Source organism: Micrococcus sp. R8502A1 (assembly GCF_006704135.1).
Classification (GTDB): Bacteria; Actinomycetota; Actinomycetes; order Actinomycetales; family Micrococcaceae; genus Micrococcus; species Micrococcus luteus.
In genome coordinates this window covers 17331-33730 of record NZ_VIGS01000024.1, presented here as the reverse complement: position 1 = coordinate 33730, position 16400 = coordinate 17331, and the positions used below count along the sequence as shown (strand labels likewise).

At 76.1% G+C, this 16400-nt stretch carries 12 protein-coding genes; 4 read left to right on the top strand and 8 right to left on the bottom strand.

All coding sequences use genetic code 11. The features are described 5' to 3' along the window. Nucleotides 1-208 (bottom strand): hypothetical protein (locus FLM69_RS11440; RefSeq protein WP_220125176.1); only part of this gene is annotated, 208 nt, incomplete at its 3' end. 79 nt (nucleotides 209-287) lie between these two features. Between FLM69_RS11440 and FLM69_RS06325 the strand changes: the two genes are divergently transcribed. Continuing rightward, nucleotides 288-1016 carry a ThiF family adenylyltransferase gene (locus FLM69_RS06325; RefSeq protein ID WP_041105125.1) on the top strand — a complete coding sequence of 243 codons (729 nt, stop codon included), beginning with the start codon at nucleotides 288-290 and terminating at the stop codon, nucleotides 1014-1016. 42 nt (nucleotides 1017-1058) lie between these two features. Here the strand turns inward: FLM69_RS06325 and FLM69_RS06320 are convergent, their stop codons facing one another. Further along, nucleotides 1059-3188: an ATP-dependent DNA helicase UvrD2 gene (locus tag FLM69_RS06320; RefSeq protein ID WP_141843515.1), complete on the bottom strand. Its 2130-nt coding sequence runs from the start codon at nucleotides 3186-3188 to the stop codon at nucleotides 1059-1061. Nucleotides 3189-3203: 15 nt separating this feature from the next. Beyond that, complete coding sequence (gene nudC, locus FLM69_RS06315) at nucleotides 3204-4193, bottom strand: NAD(+) diphosphatase (protein ID WP_141843513.1); 990 nt, start codon at nucleotides 4191-4193, stop codon at nucleotides 3204-3206. Nucleotides 4194-4265: 72 nt separating this feature from the next. Here nudC and FLM69_RS06310 point away from each other — a divergent pair, with 72 nt between their 5' ends. After that, complete coding sequence (locus tag FLM69_RS06310; RefSeq protein WP_141843511.1) at nucleotides 4266-5366, top strand: macrolide 2'-phosphotransferase; 1101 nt, start codon at nucleotides 4266-4268, stop codon at nucleotides 5364-5366. On the opposite strand, the gene FLM69_RS06305 is transcribed toward FLM69_RS06310, so the two are convergent. From FLM69_RS06305 to FLM69_RS06295, 3 genes are read right to left on the bottom strand one after another with little or no spacing between them, the layout of a single operon-like run. Then, on the bottom strand, nucleotides 5341-8865 hold the full coding sequence (locus FLM69_RS06305) for an ATP-dependent DNA helicase (RefSeq protein WP_141843510.1): 3525 nt from the start codon (nucleotides 8863-8865) through the stop codon (nucleotides 5341-5343). The genes FLM69_RS06310 and FLM69_RS06305 overlap by 26 nt on opposite strands. Further along, nucleotides 8853-12290, bottom strand: a complete 3438-nt coding sequence (locus FLM69_RS06300; RefSeq protein ID WP_141843508.1) for an ATP-dependent DNA helicase — start codon at nucleotides 12288-12290, stop codon at nucleotides 8853-8855. Before FLM69_RS06300 ends, FLM69_RS06305 begins: the two co-directional genes overlap by 13 nt. Continuing rightward, nucleotides 12287-12697 (bottom strand): MGMT family protein, encoded by a 411-nt coding sequence (locus tag FLM69_RS06295; protein WP_141843506.1) that lies wholly within the window; start codon nucleotides 12695-12697, stop codon nucleotides 12287-12289. Before FLM69_RS06295 ends, FLM69_RS06300 begins: the two co-directional genes overlap by 4 nt. 44 nt (nucleotides 12698-12741) lie before the next feature. On the opposite strand from FLM69_RS06295, the gene FLM69_RS06290 reads away from it, so the two are divergent. Then, on the top strand, nucleotides 12742-13428 hold the full coding sequence (locus tag FLM69_RS06290) for a 3'-5' exonuclease (protein WP_049147285.1): 687 nt from the start codon (nucleotides 12742-12744) through the stop codon (nucleotides 13426-13428). 28 nt (nucleotides 13429-13456) lie between these two features. On the opposite strand, the gene hemL is transcribed toward FLM69_RS06290, so the two are convergent. Then, nucleotides 13457-14782, bottom strand: a complete 1326-nt coding sequence (hemL, locus tag FLM69_RS06285; protein ID WP_141843504.1) for a glutamate-1-semialdehyde 2,1-aminomutase — start codon at nucleotides 14780-14782, stop codon at nucleotides 13457-13459. Continuing rightward, nucleotides 14779-15765 (bottom strand): porphobilinogen synthase, encoded by a 987-nt coding sequence (gene hemB / locus FLM69_RS06280; RefSeq protein ID WP_141843502.1) that lies wholly within the window; start codon nucleotides 15763-15765, stop codon nucleotides 14779-14781. Before hemB ends, hemL begins: the two co-directional genes overlap by 4 nt. Nucleotides 15766-15968: 203 nt before the next feature. Here hemB and FLM69_RS06275 point away from each other — a divergent pair, with 203 nt between their 5' ends. Continuing rightward, nucleotides 15969-16397 carry an organic hydroperoxide resistance protein gene (locus tag FLM69_RS06275; protein WP_002854944.1) on the top strand — a complete coding sequence of 143 codons (429 nt, stop codon included), beginning with the start codon at nucleotides 15969-15971 and terminating at the stop codon, nucleotides 16395-16397. The last annotated feature ends 3 nt before the right edge of the window (nucleotides 16398-16400 follow it).

Below are 16400 nucleotides of genomic sequence, written 5' to 3'. Positions count from 1 at the left end.
CGGTCCCCAGTAATCGCAGTTGATTGTTATCGCCGTCGTCGAGGTGACCGTCTTTTTCGCGCGCGACAGTGAGCGTCTGGCCATTGCCTTCTTTTTTTTTTTTTTTCAAGAAGAAGACGGCATACGAGAGGTAGCTCCGTCCCGTGGGCTCGGAGATGTTTAGAAGAGACAGGGGCGGGACAGGGCGCATCGGGCCATTCTCCGGCATGGGCCGCAGGCTGTGGACAATCCGGCGCGGTCCGGGGGCGCCCTGGCAGGGTGGGAGGCACCGAGCCGAGAGGAGAGCCGTGCGCACCGTCGCCGAGACCGTCACCACCGTCCCTCATGACACCGCCGCGTCAGCGCCGGAGCCGGGGGTGTGGGCCCCGCCGACCGACGTCCATGTGGCGGGCCTCGACGCGGTGGGCGCGGCGATCGCCCACGCCCTGGCGGGGGCCGGGGCGCTGCGCCTGGCCCTGTGGGATCCGCGGCCCGTCGACGCCGCGGACCTGGGGACCGGCCTGCTGCCCGGGGACCTCGGTCGGCCCCGGGCGGGTGCGCTCGAGCGCCGGCTGGGCGACGTGGCCCCCGGGCTGCGCCTCTACGCGCACCACGGCCCGGTGCCGGTGCTCGTGGGGCAGGCGACGGTGGCGGTGGGGTCCGTGCTCGACGCGGACCTGGCCGCGCAGGCCCTGGCCGCCGACCACCCGCTGCTGCCGGTCACGGTGGGACCGAAGGCGGTCACGGTCGGACCGTGGTGCGCCCCCGGGGTGCGCGGGTGCCCGCTGTGCCGATGGCCCGCGGATCCGACGGGCGTCCCCGATGCCCCGACGGCGCCCGGCCCGTCGGCGCACCGGGGACAGGTGGACGGGCTCGCGGCGCTGCGGGCCGCCGTGCTGACCGTGGACGCGCTGCGGGCCGGACCGGCCCCCGGCGTGCTGCGGGCCGATCGGGTGACGGGACGCACGCGCCGGGTGCGGGTCCGCCCCCGGCCCGGCTGTGCCTGCGACCCGGACGCGCTCGGCTGGGCGTTCTGAGGGGGTCGGCGCCGCCGGCGGAACGGAGCGCGGGTCCGCGGCTCAGGCCGCCGGGGTGCCGTGCAGCAGCTCGAGCAGCTCCGGTCCGTGCTTCTCCAGCTTGGACTTGCCGAGGCCGGGCACCTTCAGCAGCTCTGCCGGGGTCTTCGGCATGGCCTCGGCGATGGCCACGAGGGTGGCGTCCGTGAACACCACGAACGCGGGCATCCGCATCTCGGCGGCCGTGCGGGTGCGCCAGTCGCGCAGCTCCTCGAGCACCGCCTCGTCGTAGGTGGCGGGGCAGTCCAGGCAGCGGCCGACCTTGCGCTCGGCTCCCGTCTCGAGGGGCTTGCCGCACGTGCGGCACACGGCGACCTTCGCGCCCCGGCGCCGCGGCGCCGTCGGGCCCGCCGCGGAACCACGGGCCGGGGCGTGCTCGCGGGTGCCGCCGAGGGTCGGGTCGAGGGCCCACAGGAACCGGGAGGGCCGCCGGGTGGAGCGCCCGCCCGTGCCCCGCGAGAGCGTCCACGTCAGCGACAGGTGCTGGCGGGCACGCGTGATGCCCACGTAGAGCAGGCGCCGTTCCTCGTCCACCTCGGCCTGGGTCTCCGCGAAGGAGATCGGCATGAGCCCCTCGGACAGGCCCACGAGGAACACCGCGTCCCACTCGAGGCCCTTGGCCGAGTGCAGCGAGGCCAGGGTGATGCCCTGCACCGTCGGCGCGTGCTGGTGCTGGGCCCGCTCGTCGAGCTCGGCCACGAGCTCGGTCAGCGTGAACTCGGTCCCGCGCGTCGTGGCGAGCTGGTCGGCGAGGTTGACGAGGGCGTGCAGGGACTCCCACCGTTCACGGGCCGCGCCGGAGGCCGCCGGCGGTTCGGCGGAGTAGCCGAGCGAGGAGAGCACGTCCCGCACCCGGTCCGTGACGTCGTCGCCCGTCAGGTCCTGGGCGGCGCGGGCGGCGGCCCGCAGCTGCAGGATGCCGTCGCGCACCTCGCGCCGGGAGAAGAACCGCTCGCCGCCGCGCAGCTGGTAGCCGATGCCCGCCGAGGACAGCGCCGTCTCGAAGGCCTGGGACTGGCCGTTGGTGCGGAACAGGACGGCGATCTCGGAGGCCGGCACGCCGTCGTCGATCAGCGCCGCGATCCGGTCGGCGACCCAGCCGGCCTCGGCCTCGTCGTCGGTGCACTCCGCGAACACGAGGTCGGGGCCGGCCGGCCGCTGGGAGACGAGCTCGAGGGGGTCGGGCCAGCGCGGCATCGTGCGGTCCCGCTCCCCCGCCTTGGTGCGGTCCGCCAGCAGGCGGTTGGCCGCCTCCACGATCTGCGGGCTGGACCGGTAGTCGCGCACGAGCCGGACCACCGTGGCCGCGGGGTACCGCTCACGGAAGTCGGTGAGGAAGCGGGAGGTCGCGCCCGTGAACGAGTAGATCGTCTGGGAGGCGTCGCCGACGACGCACAGGTCGCCGCGGTCGCCGAGCCAGAGGTCGAGCAGGCGGTGCTGCAGCGGCGAGACGTCCTGGTACTCGTCCACCACGAACACGCGGTACTGGTCCCGGATCGTGGCCGCGATCTGCGGCTCGGTGGACAGGATCCCCACGAGGATCAGCAGCACGTCCTCGAAGTCGATCATGTTCCGGGCTGTCTTGGCCTCCTCGTAGCCGGTGTAGAGACGGGCGACGGTGGTGGCGGTCCAGCCGGCGGGCATCTCCCGCTCCTTCGCGGCCTCGGCGTAGCCCTCGGGGGCGTGCAGGGAGACCTTGGCCCATTCGATCTCGCCGGCGAGGTCGCGCAGGCCGGCCCGGTCCACGGTCATCCGCATGCGCTGGGCGACCTCGGTGAGCAGGCGCACCTTGTTCTCGATCAGCGAGGGCATGGGGCCGCCCACGGCCTGGGGCCAGAAGTACTGCAGCTGGCGCAGGGCCGCCGAGTGGAAGGTGCGGGCCTGGACGCCGGCCACGCCGAGGTCGCGCAGACGGGTGCGCATCTCCGCGGCGGCGCGCGCCGTGAAGGTGAGGGCGAGGGTCCGGTGCGGGTCGAAGACGCCGGAGGCGACGCCGTAGGCGATGCGGTGCGTGATGGCGCGGGTCTTGCCGGTGCCGGCACCGGCCAGGATGCAGACGGGCCCGTGCAGGGCCGTGGCGGCCCGGCGCTGCTCCGGGTCGAGGCCGCGGAGGATCTCGTCGGGAGTGCTCATGCGGGACGAGTCCTCCTAAGTGATCAGGGTCTGCGCATCGGGCAGCGTCCCACCGTACCAATCCTCGATGAGTGCCCGCGCGATGGACACGGCCCCGGGCAGGGTGACGTCGCCCTCGCGGGCCAGATGCGCGAGCTCCTCCCGCTCGAACCAGCGCACGGAGAGGATCTCCTCGCCGTCCGGGACCGGCTCGGCGCCAGCCGGGGCCAGCGCGGTGAAGCCGAGCATGAGCGAGCGTGGGAAGGGCCACGGCTGGGAGCCGCGGTAGCGCGGCTGCGTCACCGTGACCCCGGACTCCTCCGCGATCTCCCGGACCACCGCGTGCTCCAGGGACTCCCCCGGCTCCACGAACCCGGCCAGGCAGGAGTACAGCCCCTCGGGCCACGCCGCGTTGCGGCCCAGCAGGATCCGCCCGGCCGGGTCGGTGACGGCCACGATCACCGCCGGGTCCGTGCGCGGGAACTGCTCCCGGGAGCAGTCGCGGCAGCGGCGCACCCAGCCGGCCGCCTCGACGTCCGTGGCGCCGCCGCAGAACGCGCAGAAGCGGTGGGTGGCGTGCCAGTTGGCGTTCGCGACGGCGGCCACGAACAGCCCGGTGTCCGCGTCGCTGAGGGCGGCGGCCGCGTCGCGGAGGCCGACCCACACGGCGTCCGCGAGCGCGGTGGCCGCGTCCTCGGGCAGGGCCGCCGGCGGCTCGACGGGGACGGAGACCACCTCGCGCTCCCGCCCGTGCGGGCCCCGGTCCGCCGCGGTGCCGCGACCCAGATACGCGGCCTCGGCCGGCACGGGGCCGGAGGGCGCGGTGAAGACGAGCCGCCCGTCCGCGACCGGCGCGCGGCCGCCCTGCAGCCACAGGACCTCCGTTCCCTCGCGCGCCCAGGCCGCCGCCAGGTGGCCCGGGTCGAGGCGGGCCACGGCACCGCGGTCCAGCTCCTCGCGGGCCAGCGGCAGGGCCAGGGGTGGTGCGGCGGTGGGGTCGGACGACGACGGGGGGCAGGAAGCCATGCGTCCAGGCTAGCGAGCCGTCTCCGGTGCGCCCGACGACGGGGGAGGGCGTTCCGCGCCTAGGCTGGAGGGGTGGATCGTCAGCCCCTTCGTCTCGCAGCCCTGGCCGCCGCGGCCGTCCCCGGCCTCGCCCCCGTCTCCGTGGAGGCGAGCCCGGACGACCCCGCGGACTTCTCGACCGCCGTCGTCGTGGACGGTGAGGGCCAGCGGTGGCGTGTCCGCTCGCCCCGCACCCCGGAGGCGGGCATCCGTCTCGAGACGGAGCTGCAGGTGCTGGCGGGCCTGACCCCGGCGGTGCGCGCCGGCCTGCCGTTCCGCACGCCCTCCGTGGCGGGCGCGGTGCGGCTCGAGGGGCTGCGCACCTTCGTCTACCAGGACATGCCCGGGCGTCCCGTCACCCTGGACGAGCTGGCCCGGCTCGGCGAGCCCGCGGTGCAGGACGTGGGCCGCGTGCTGGCCGCGATCCACACGCTACCCTCGGACGTCGTGGACCACGCGGACCTGCCCTCCTACACGGCGGAGCAGATCCGGCAGCGTCACCTCCACGCCCTCGACCAGGCGGCCACCTCCGGCCGCGTGCCGCCCCTGCTGCTGCGCCGCTGGGAGGAGGCCATGGAGGAGGAGGCCCTGTGGCGGTTCACCCCGGTGCCCGTGCACGGTGACCTGCACGAGGACAACCTGCTCCTCGAGCGCGGCCGCGTGGTGGGCGTGACGGGCTGGACGGACCTGCACGTGGGCGACCCGGCCGACGACGTCGCCTGGCTGGCCGCCGCCACGGACCCGGACCTGGCCGACCGTGTCCTCGACGCCTACGCGGCCCGGCGCGCCGACGCGGGGGCCGCCGACGACGGCGACGCGCACCTGATGCGCCGTGCGGCGCTGCTCGCCGAGTTCGCCCTCGCCCAGTGGCTCACGCGGGGCCTGGACCGGCACGACGCGGGAATGGTCGCCGAGGCCGAGGCCATGCTGGCCGAGCTCGCGGGCGACGTGCGCGCCGCGCAGGAGGCGGCCGCGCGCCAGGCGGAGGCCGACGCGGCCGCCGACGCCGCCGAGGACGCCCGGGATGCGGCGGAGGACGCCCGGGAGGCCGCGAGGAGCGCGGACCCGGAGACGGGGCAGCTGCCCGCCGTCGAGGTGGTGCGGCCGATCAACGGCGGGCCAGGGCGTCCGTGATGTGACGCTCGAGCTCCTCCTCCCCCGGCAGGTCCGGGAAGGAGCGCTCCTGCCCGTGGGCCACGTACACGAAGCTGGCCCCGATCCGTTCCAGCGGGATCCCGTGCAGCCGTGACCAGGCGAGCCGGTAGACGGCCAGCTGCAGCGACTTGAGCTCGAGGTCGCGGCCCCGCGGCACGGCGCCGGTCTTCCAGTCGACGAGCTCCCAGTCGGCCTCGGGGTCGAAGGGCAGGCGGGGGTCGCCGCCGGAGCGGTAGATCGCGTCGACCCGGCCGCGCAGCGTGATCCCGCCGACCGTCGTCTCGACCGGGGCCTCGACGAAGGCCGGGGTGCGCTCCGCCCAGCGCGAGGAGCGGAACCACTCCTGCATCGGGCCGAGGTCGAGGGCCTCGTCGACCCACAGGTCCGCGGCGTCCTCGGCCGAGTCGATGTCCAGCATGCCGGTGGCCCCGAAGCGCTCCTCGAGCCACGCGTGGAACGCCGTGCCGCGCCGCGCCGCGTGGGCGGGCGGCCGGGGCAGGGGCCGGCGCAGCTGCTCGGCCACGGCCTGCGGGTCGGCGGCGAGCTCGCCGTAGAGGGACACGGAGACGTGCTCGGGCAGGGCGGTCTCCCCGCCCGTCCCGGCGACGTCCCGGCGGCGCAGCAGCACCCAGTCCACCTGGCGGGCCAGCTCCGGGTCGTCCGCGAGCGCCGCCGGGTCCGCGGCGTGCACGGCTGCGGCGGCCGCCTCCACGGCATCCCGGCGGGCCCGGGAGCGGCGCGGCAGCGGCTGCCAGCGTTCCTCGTCCTCGGGGTCCTCCGGGTCGGCGACGAAGGCCTCCGGGCCGTCGAGCGGGTCGAAGGGCCAGCGGGCGACCAGCGTCCGGCCCGCGGCGGGGTTGGCCTCGGGCAGGTCGTCCTCAGCCGGGGCGGGGCCGAGCGCGACGCCGGGCACCTCCCCCGCCAGGCCGGCCACCTCCTCGAGGAAGGCCGAGGCCGGCAGGGGCTCCTTGTTGACGCCCTTGAACAGGGAGGTGCTCAGCCACAGGGCGGATCGCGCGCGCGTGTACGCCACGTAGGCCAGGCGCCGCTCCTCGCGCTCGGCGTGCGCGGCCACGGCCACGGCATACGGATCCGGGTTGCCCTCCTGGGCCGCCTTGGAGCTGTACTTGGTGCCGGCGGACTGGACCCAGTCCCGCTGGTCCTGGGCCCACGAGCCGTCCCACTGCGGCAGCGACGCGCGGTCCCCGCGCAGGGGCCACGGCAGCGCGCCGGCCCCGGGGCTGGTCCAGCGGTCCGCCCGGGTGGAGGGGAACGTGCCCTCCTGCAGGCCGGGGACCGCGACGACGTCCCACTCGAGCCCCTTCGAGGCGTGCGCGGTGAGCACCTGGACCAGGCCGGGGGTGGGCTCGGCGTTCTCGACGCCGAGGCCGTCCTCGTGCTCGAGGACGGACTCCGTCCAGGCCAGGAACGCCGTCAGGTCCGTCGCCGTGGTGCCGGCGCCGAAGTCGCGGGCCGCGTCCTGGAACGCGTTCAGGTGCCGCCGGGCCGCGGCCGCGGAGACGCCGGGCCGCAGGGCCACCTCGACGTCCAGCCCCGTCTCACGGATCACCTCCGCGATGAGGTCGGCCGGGTCCTCCCCGGTGCGCGTGGAGAGCCGGCGCAGCTCGGCGTTGACGGCCCTCAGTCGGGCCAGGCCCTCGGGTGAGAAGCCGCGGCCGCGCGAGCCGACCCAGTCCGTCCCCTCCCCGGGCAGGGAGTCGAGGGCCTCCAGCAGGGCGGCGGCGTCGGCGTCCTCCTCGGGGCTCACGTCCCGGGCCGGGTCCGGGGCGTCCCCGGCGGGGTCCTCCCGCCCACCGGCGGCCCGCCGGGCCCGCAGCCGCGAGACGAACCGGGCGCGCTCCTGCAGCACCTCGAGGTCGGCCACGCCGATGCGCCAGCGCGGGCCGGTGAGCAGGCGGACGAGCTGGTCGCTGCGCGTGGGGTCGGCCAGCACGTGGAGGACGGCGAGCACCTCGGCGACCTCCGGCAGCGCCAGCAGCCCGGAGAGCCCGAGCACCTCGTAGGGCAGGCCGGCGGCGTCGAGCGCGTCCAGCACGGGGCCGAACTGGGCGCGGGTGCGGCACAGGACGGCGCGGCTCGGGGTGGTCCCCCCGGGCCCGGCCCCGGTGAGGGCGCCGAGGCGGGCGACGACGTCGGCGGCCTCCTTCTCCGCGGTGACGAACCGGTCCACCCGGACGACGCCCTCCCCCGCGCCCGGCCGGGGCCGCAGGGTGCGCACCTTCACCGGCGCGCCGCCCGTCGCGGCGGCGTGGGCGTTCAGCGGTGCGGCGACAGCGTTGGCGACCGCCAGGATCGACTCCTCGTTGCGCCACGCGATCGTCAGGTGCGAGACGTCCGCGTTCACACGCCGCGGAGCGCCGCCGGGGCCGGTCTCCAGCCGGGGGAAGGCGTGCGGGAAGGCGAAGAGCTGCCCGGCGGAGGCGCCGCGGAAGCCGTAGATCGACTGGTGGGGGTCGCCCACCGCGGTGACGCAGTGCCCCAGCCCGAGCGCGTCGTCCTCGGGGCCGCGCGGGCCGAACAGCCCGGCGAAGATCCGCATCTGGGCGTGGGAGGTGTCCTGGAACTCGTCCAGCAGCACCACGGGGAACCGCGCGCGCTCCTGCTCGCCGGCCGCCGGCACCTCGACGGCGATGCGCGCCGCGTGGCGCAGCAGGTCGCCGAAGTCCATGACGTCCTGCTCGCGCTTGACCTCGTCGTAGCGGGCCACGAGGTCCGCCATGAGGGCGCGGTCCGCCAGACCGGTCAGGAACTCCTGGATCTCCTTCGAGGGGGTCTTGGCGCGCGGGGGCAGCGGCAGGGCGCTCCCCTGCTCGGCCAGCCGGGCGAGGAACCCGCGCACCTCGTCCGCGGTCACCAGGTGCTCGGCCATGTCCCCGGCCAGCCGCAACGCCTGCGTGATGAGCCGGGACGGGGCCACGCCGAGGGTGTCCGCGACCACCGGATGCGAACGCACGACGGCGCCCATGAGCCGGTGGGCGTCCGCGCCCCCGAGCAGCCGCGCCTCCGGTTCCACGCCGATCCGCAGGCCGTGGTCCCGCACGAGCGCGCCGGCGTAGGAGTGGTACGTGGACACCGAGGCGCGGCCCAGGTCCTCGGGCTCCCCGTCGAAGCCGGGGATCTCGAGGCCGGAGCGCAGCAGGGCGTCCACGCGCCCGTTGATCCGCTCGGCGAGCTCACCGGCCGCCTTCCGGGTGAACGTGACGCCGAGGACCTCGTCCGGGCGCACGAGCCCGTTGGCCACGAGCCAGACCACGCGGTCGGCCATGGTGGCGGTCTTGCCGGAGCCGGCGCCGGCCAGCACCAGGCGCGGAGTAAGCGGGGCGGTGACCACCTCGGCCTGCTCCTCCGTGGGCGGGGGCAACCGCAGCCGCGCCGCGATGTCCTCCGGGGAGTGGATTGCGTCCTCGACGCGCGGACGATCGGTCTGGGCGGCGGGATCGCCGGTCAGCGGGGCCATTCGGTGACCTGCCTTCCTTCGGAGCAGAGCGGACAGACGGAAGGCAGCGCGCACCGACGGGCGCCGGCCTCGTGGAGGGCGAGGAAGCGCGGCCCCGTGGTGCGGCGGGCCGCCGTGAACACCTGCTCGAGCGCCCAGGTGTCCTCGTCCTCGAGGGCTGGCTGGTCCTGCACCTTGGTCTTCTGGGTGCCGGCGCCGAGCTGGACGAGGGCCGCGCCGGCCGGCGTCGCGGGCCGCTCCAGGCCGGCGAGCGCGGCGCGCAGGGCGGGGTCGGTGGCGGGGTCGTCCCGGACCTGCTCCAGACCGCCGGCGCGGACGGCCACCTGATAGGCGGCCAGCTGGGGCTGGCGTGCCATCTCCGCACCGGTGGGCGCGCTGCGGCCGGTCTTGAGATCGGCGATGAAGGGTCGGCCCTGCGCGTCCGCCTCGAGCCGGTCCACGACGCCGGTGATCCGGACGGTGGTCCCGCCCCAGGTCAGGTCCGCGAGGAGCCGCACCTCCTGGGCCACGGGCCGACGCCCGGCCGCCCGGGCGATGCTCCAGTAGCCGATGTAGGCGTCCACCAGGCCGCGGGCCCGGTCGTGCTCGATCTCCGTGATCCAGCCCTCCGGCAGGCCGAGTTCGGGCAGGCGACGCTCCAGTTCGGCACGCACGTCCTCGGGCACACCCTCGGGATGGTGTTCGGCCACCGAGTGCACGAGCGTGCCCACGGACTGGGCGAGGGTCCCGCCCGCGTTCGCGCCGACGTGGTACAGCACCCAGTTCAGCGGATTGCGCAGGGCCGTCTCCACGCGGGAGGGCGAGAGCGCGACGACCTCGCGCTCCGGGTCGACGAGCGCGGCCTCGGTGGACAGCGGCAGCAGGCCCCACCAGCGTCGGGGGTCCGCGACGGTCACGCCCTCCTCGGCGAGGACCGCCAGGCCGGCGGCCGCCGCCGCCCGGGGTGTCGCCCCGTCGGCCGCGTCTGCCTCGTCCCCGGCCTCCAGGACGCGGCGCAGCCGGCCGACGAGCGCGGGCGCCGTGATCGGGTCGGGGACCGCGGTGAGCCGCCGGACGCCGGCGGCGTCGCGCGCCTCGGCGGGCAGCCGTTCGGGCGGGTCCACCAGGTCGAGGAAGTCGGAGGGGCCCTCATCCGGCGAGCGCACGGCCGTGACGACCACCTGACGCCGCGCCCGGGAGACCGCGGCCGCGAGCATGCGCAGCTCGTCCTGACGCACCTCGCGCAGCCGGGTGCGGTGATCCGTGGGCCACGGGGCGTCCGCGGGCAGGGTCACGAGGTCCACGAGGTCGGTGGCGCCGAGCAGCTGGCCGCGCAGCCGGGTGTTCGGCCACACGCCCTCCTGCAGGCCCACGACGATCACCGTGTCCCACTCCTGGCCGGCCGCCGCGGCGGGGGTGCGCACGTGCACGGCGTCACCGGACTCGGCCCGGCGGGCCAGGGTGTCCACGGGCAGGTCCTGGGACTCCATGTAGACGGCGAACGACTCGGGCGACGCGCCCGGGAACTGGTCCACGAAGCGCTCGGCCACCTTGAACAGGGCGACGACGGCGTCGAGGTCCGCGTCCGCCCGGCGGGACTCGCGGCGGTCGTTCGCGTGCTCGGCGGGCCGCAGCGCGAGCGAACGCCACCGCTCGGCCCGACCGGAGGCGGACCACAGCGCCCACAGCACGGTCTCGGGCGAGGCCGAGGGGGCGCGGGCGGCCTCCAGGCCGTCCCGGAGCATCCAGTGGACGCGGCGCAGGGCGCGGTGCCGCTCGTGCTCGGGGCCGGCCAGGCTCGGGTCCTGCAGGGCCGCGGCGAGCAGCGCGTCCGAGGTGCGCCGGCCGCCCCGGCCCCGCTCGGCGGCCAGCAGGTCCTGGCGCAGCCGCCGCACGTGCAGCGCGCTGGCCATCCCGTACCGGCCGGTGAGCAGTCCCACGACCTCGTCCGGGTCGAGCACGTCCTCGATCCGGGCCTCCGGATCCTCCGCGAGCGCCCCCGCCGCGTCCAGCAGCGTGAGCAGGGGCGCGACGGCGGGCTCCTCCTTCAGCACGAGCCCGGCGGCGTCCCGCAGCACGGGGACGCCCTCGGCCTCCAGGTGACGGGCGAGCGCGGCCACACGGGAGCCGGAGCGGGCGACCACGAGGATCCGGTCCAGGGGCACCCCGTCCTCGTGGTGGACCCGCAGCACCCGTTCGAGGACGAGCTGGTCCTCGTGGGCGCGGGTGGGCACGACGTGCGCCCGGACGGCGCCGTCGCCGTCCGCCGGGACGGTCTCGGTGCGGGTCCGTTCGACGCCGGCGGTGCGCTGGCGGACCCGGCGGGCCACGCGCAGGTAGGCGTCCTGGACCTCGGCGCGCATGCGGTGCCCGCGCGTCAGCACCCGGACGCGTCCGTCCGGGGACGCGGGCGGGGCGGCCCCCGGCACGGGATCGGGGTCGAGGACCCCGGGGTACCGGGCGACGAGGTCGGGCCGGGCGCCGCGGAAGCCCTCCACGGTGGTGTCCGGCGACGCGGTGAGCAGCACGTCCCGCCCGCGTCCGAGCACGCTGAGCAGGTCGTGCACGGCGGGGGTGGCCTCGTGGAGGTCCTCGACCACGAGCACGGCCAGGCGGGCCCGCTCCTCCGCCACGAACGCCTGCGCCGCGGCGTCGCGCTCCGGGTCCTGGGGGTGCCGCTCGGTGAGCACGCGGACGGCGGCGGACAGCAGCCCGGCGGCGTCGAACGCCTCGGCCATGCCCAGGTCGATCCGGTCCCGGTAGTCCTGCAACAGCACGGCCGCGGCCTCCCACTCGGGGCGCCCGTGGGCGGTGCCGAGCTCCTGCAGGCGGCCCGGCTCGAGGCCGAGCTCACTCATGCGGTCCACGAGCTCGCGGACCTCACGGCGGAATCCCCTCGCCTCCACGGCGGGGGCGACGTCGGCCGGCCAGTCCGGCGCGGCGGCGAGGCCGGCGGCGTAGCCCTCGAGCAGCTCGGCGATCACCGTGTCCTGCTCGGCGCCGGTGAGCAGCCGGGGGGCGACCTCCAGATGCCGCAGCGGTCCCGTGACGCGGGCACGGCGCAGCAGGTCGAATGCGTAGGAGGACCAGGTCCGCACGGGAGTGACGGCGCGGGTGCCCCGACCGGCGGCGGCGAGCCGGCGGGTCAGGGCGTCGCGCAGCCGCGCCGCCGCGTCCCGGCTCGGGGCCAGCAACAGGAGGGACTCGGGGTCCAGCCCCGCCTCGATCCGGCGGGCCGCGTACTCGACCGCCACGGTGGTGCGCCCCGTGCCGGGGGCGCCCAGCACGAGCACGGCGCCGTGCCCGGGGGCGAGCGAGGCGATCGCCTCCTGCTCGTCCGTCAGCGTGATCCGGTCCTCGGGTGCGGCGGCCGTGCGCACCAGCCGGGCGGCCCGTTCCGGCGCCGCCGCCTCGTCGACGGGGTCCACCCCGTGTTCCCTGGTCATGGCCTCATCCTCGCACCGGGCCCGGACACGATACGGTCGGCGATCGCACGGATCGCCCGCGCGGCGCCGTCGTCGGGATCCCAGCGGGCCCGGCGCAGGTCGACGCGCCCGGCCGGGGTGCGGGGCGTGGCCTCCCGTTCGTGCTCGACGGCGGCCCGCGCGGCCAGCTCCGGAGGCAGCGAGCCGTCGGCCCGGACCACGCGCCACCACGGCGTGCCGGGGCTCGATTCGGCCATCGCCCGGCCGGCCTGCCGCGGACCGCCGACCCCCAGCAGGCCGGCCAGCCCCCCGTAGCTGACGGCGCGTCCGGGCGGGACCAGACGGGCGAGCGCCTCGAGCCCCTCGCCGAGGGTGAGCGGCCCGTCGTCGCGGCGGCGAGCGGCGGGGAGCACAGGGTGATCGGTCACGACCCCATCCTGTCGTGTCCGCCGGTCCGGGTAGCGTGAGGCGCGTGACTTGGCATGAGAGCATCCGCGCCGGCTTCGACCTCGAGACCACCGGACGTGATCCGCGCACCGCGCTGATCGTGACCGCCACCCTGGTGATGGTGGACGAGCAGGGCCGCGCCGCGTCGTCGGCCGAGTGGCTCGTGGACCCGGGCGTGCCCATCCCGGCCGAGGCGGCCGAGGTCCACGGCGTCACCACGGAGCGGGCGCAGGCGGAGGGCATGCCCGCCGCGCAGGGCGTCACGGAGATCACCGAGACCCTGCGGGACCTGTTCGCCGCGGGCATCCCCGTGGTGGCGTTCAACGGCGTGTACGACTTCACGGTGATGGACCGGGAGGCGCGCCGCCACGGGCTGACGCCGCTCGAGGCCCGCCCCGTGATCGACCCGTTCGTGCTGGACAAGCAGGTGGACCGGTTCCGCAAGGGCAAGCGCACGCTCTCCGCGGTGTCCGAGCACTACGGGGTGACCCTGGAGAACGCGCACACCTCCGCGGCGGACGCCCTCGCCGCCGTCCAGGTGGCCGACGCCCTGGCCGCCCAGTACGAGCAGCTGCGCGTGGCGCCGGCGGACCTGCACGAGCGGCAGGTCCGCTGGAAGGCCGAGCAGGCGGAGAGCTTCGAGCAGTACCTGCGGCGCAAGGACCCGCAGGCCACCGTCTCGCGCCACTGGCCGGTCGAGGCCGAGCGCTGAGCACCCGGCCCCGACCCGCGCTCGGGTCTCAGGCCTGGGGCGTCGCCGCCGCGGCCGCCTTCGCCGCGGCCGGCAGCGCGTCGAGCACCCGGGTGACCGCCGCGTCGTCGTGGGCGGCGGAGACGAACCAGGCCTCGAACACGGACGGCGGCAGGTACACGCCGGAGGCCAGCATCGACTGGAAGAACGGGGCGTAGCGGAAGACCTCCTGGCCCTGGGCGTCCCGGTAGTCCCGCACGCCGGTGCCGGAGGTGCCGAACGCCAGGGAGAACAGGGTGCCGGCCCGCTGGATCGAGTGGTCCACGCCCTCGGCGTCCAGGGCGGCCACGAGGCCCTCGCGCACGGCGTCCGAGGCGCGCGTCACGGCGGCGTAGACGGCCTCGTCGGCGCGGGAGAGCGTGGCGTGGCCGGCGGCCATGGCCACCGGATTCCCGGAGAGGGTGCCGGCCTGGTACACCGGACCGAGCGGGGCCAGGTGGTCCATGATCTCGGCGGAGCCGCCCAGGGCGGCCGCGGGCATGCCGCCGCCGATCACCTTGCCGAAGCACCAGATGTCCGGGGTCCAGCCCTCGGGCTGTCCGGACAGGCCCCAGCCGCCCGTGGCGGTGGCGCGGAAGCCGGTGAGCACCTCGTCCCAGATCAGCAGCGCGCCGTGGCGGCGGGTGATCTCGCGCAGGAACGCGTTGAAGCCCTCGGCGGGCTCCACGACGCCCATGTTGCAGGGCACGGCCTCCGTGATGAGCGCGGCGATGCGCTCGCCGTGCTCGGCGAACACGGCCTCGACGGCGGCGCGGTCGTTGTAGTCCACCACGAGGGTCTCGGAGGCGGCGGCCTCGGTGACGCCCGCGGAGCCGGGCAGGGCGGCGGTCGCCACGCCCGAGCCGGCCGCGGCCAGCAGGCCGTCCGAGTGGCCGTGGTAGCAGCCGGCGAACTTCACGATCAGGTTGCGGCCGGTCACGCCGCGGGCCAGGCGCAGGGCCGTCATGGTGGCCTCGGTGCCGGTGGACACGAAGCGCACGCGCTCGACCGGGACCTTGGAGGCGATCAGCTCGGCCAGCGCGGTCTCCTCCAGCGTGGAGGTGCCGAAGCCGAGGCCGCGGTCCACGGCGGCGTGGACGGCCTCGACGACCTCGGGGTGCTGGTGGCCCAGCAGCATGGGGCCCCACGAGCAGACCAGGTCCACGTACTCGTTGCCCTCGACGTCGGTCAGGTACGGGCCGTGCGCGCCGGCCATGAACCGGGGCGTGCCGCCCACCGAGCCGAAGGCGCGCACGGGCGAGTCGACGCCGCCGGGGATGACGGCCTGGGCCGCGGCGAAGGCGGCGGCGTTGGTGGTCGGCTGGGACGCGGTCACAGGGACCCCTCCTTCATCCAGCGGCCGAGCTCGGCCGCCCAGTAGGTGAGCACGGAGTCGGCGCCGGCGCGCCGGATGGAGAGCACGGACTCGACGATCGAGGCCTTCCGGTCGATCCAGCCGTGCGCGGCGGCGGCCTCGATCATCGCGTACTCGCCCGAGATCTGGTACGCGGAGACGGGCACGTCCGCCATGTCCGCCACGTCGCGCACGATGTCCAGGTAGCTCATCGCGGGCTTGACCATCACCATGTCCGCGCCCTCCTCGAGGTCGAGGGCGACCTCGAGCAGGGCCTCGCTCCGGTTGGCGGCGTCCATCTGGTAGGTCTTGCGGTCGCCCGTGAGCTGGGAGTCGACGGCGTCGCGGAACGGCCCGTAGAACGCCGAGGAGTACTTCGCGGCGTAGGCGAGGATCGCGGTCTCGTGGTGGCCGGCGCCCTCGAGGGCCTCCCGGATCACGCGGACCTGGCCGTCCATCATCCCGGAGGGACCGAGCACGTCCGCACCGGCCTCGGCCTGCGCGAGGCCCATCCGGGCGTAGATCTCCAGCGTCGCGTCGTTGTCCACGGCGCCCTCGGCGGTGAGCACGCCGCAGTGGCCGTGGTCGGTGAACTCGTCCAGGCACAGGTCGGACATCACGACGAGCCCGTCCCCCACCTCCGCCTTCACGTCCCGGATGGCCCGGTTCAGGACGCCGTCCGGGTCCAGGGCGGCGCTGCCGACGGCGTCGCGCGTGGCCGGCACGCCGAAGAGCATGATGCCGCCGACTCCCAGCTGGGCGGCCTCGGCCGCGGCGGCCTTGAGCGAGTCCGTGGTGTGCTGCACGACGCCCGGCATCGAGGCGATCGGCACGGGCTCGGCGGCGCCCTCCTTGATGAAGGCCGGCAGGATCAGCTGGTTCGGGTGGATGCGGGTCTCGGCGACCAGCCGGCGCAGGGCGGCGGACTGGCGGAGCCGACGGGGACGCTGATGGGGGAAGGACATGGCCTCGAGTCTAGGCGCGGTGCGGCGGGACGCGCCGGTCGGCGCGGGGCGGCGGGGGGATCGGGGCACGGCCGTCCGACTCCCCGCGGCAATTCGGTTGCGCACAACCTGACCGCGGACTACGCTCGCTCGTGAGCGCGGAGACGCGCCACCCGCGCCTCGGGCCCGCCACCCGGACCCGTCACCGGCAAGGAAGGCACCGCATGATCGAGATCGGCCCCCTCTACACCGCCGAGGCCGTCGCCACCGGCGCCGGCCGCGACGGCCACGTCCAGACCGCGGACGGCCGCATCGCACTGGACCTCGCGGTCCCCGCGGAGATGGGCGGCAGCGGCGACGGCGCGAACCCCGAGCAGCTGTTCGCGGCCGGCTACGCCGCGTGCTTCCACTCCGCGCTGCAGAACGTGGCCCGTCAGGCCAAGAAGAAGCTCGGCGACTCCTCCGTGGGCGCACGCGTCGCCATCGGCAGGGCCGGCGAGGGCTTCGGCCTGGCCGTCGTGCTCGAGGTCGTGATCCCCGACCTGCCCCATGACGAGGCCCAGCAGCTCGCCGACGCGGCTCACCGGGTCTGCCCCTACTCCAACGCCACGCGCGGCAACATCCGCGTGGACGTGCAGGTCGTCGACGACTGACCC

Coding starts and splice junctions, on each gene's coding strand:
- FLM69_RS06320 (WP_141843515.1), bottom strand. CDS start 3,188: ATGAGCACTCCCGACGAGATCCTCCGCGGCCTCGACCCGGAGCAGCGC.
- nudC (WP_141843513.1), bottom strand. CDS start 4,193: ATGGCTTCCTGCCCCCCGTCGTCGTCCGACCCCACCGCCGCACCACCC.
- FLM69_RS06305 (WP_141843510.1), bottom strand. CDS start 8,865: ATGGCCCCGCTGACCGGCGATCCCGCCGCCCAGACCGATCGTCCGCGC.
- FLM69_RS06300 (WP_141843508.1), bottom strand. CDS start 12,290: ATGACCAGGGAACACGGGGTGGACCCCGTCGACGAGGCGGCGGCGCCG.
- hemB (WP_141843502.1), bottom strand. CDS start 15,765: ATGTCCTTCCCCCATCAGCGTCCCCGTCGGCTCCGCCAGTCCGCCGCC.
- FLM69_RS06275 (WP_002854944.1), top strand. CDS start 15,969: ATGATCGAGATCGGCCCCCTCTACACCGCCGAGGCCGTCGCCACCGGC.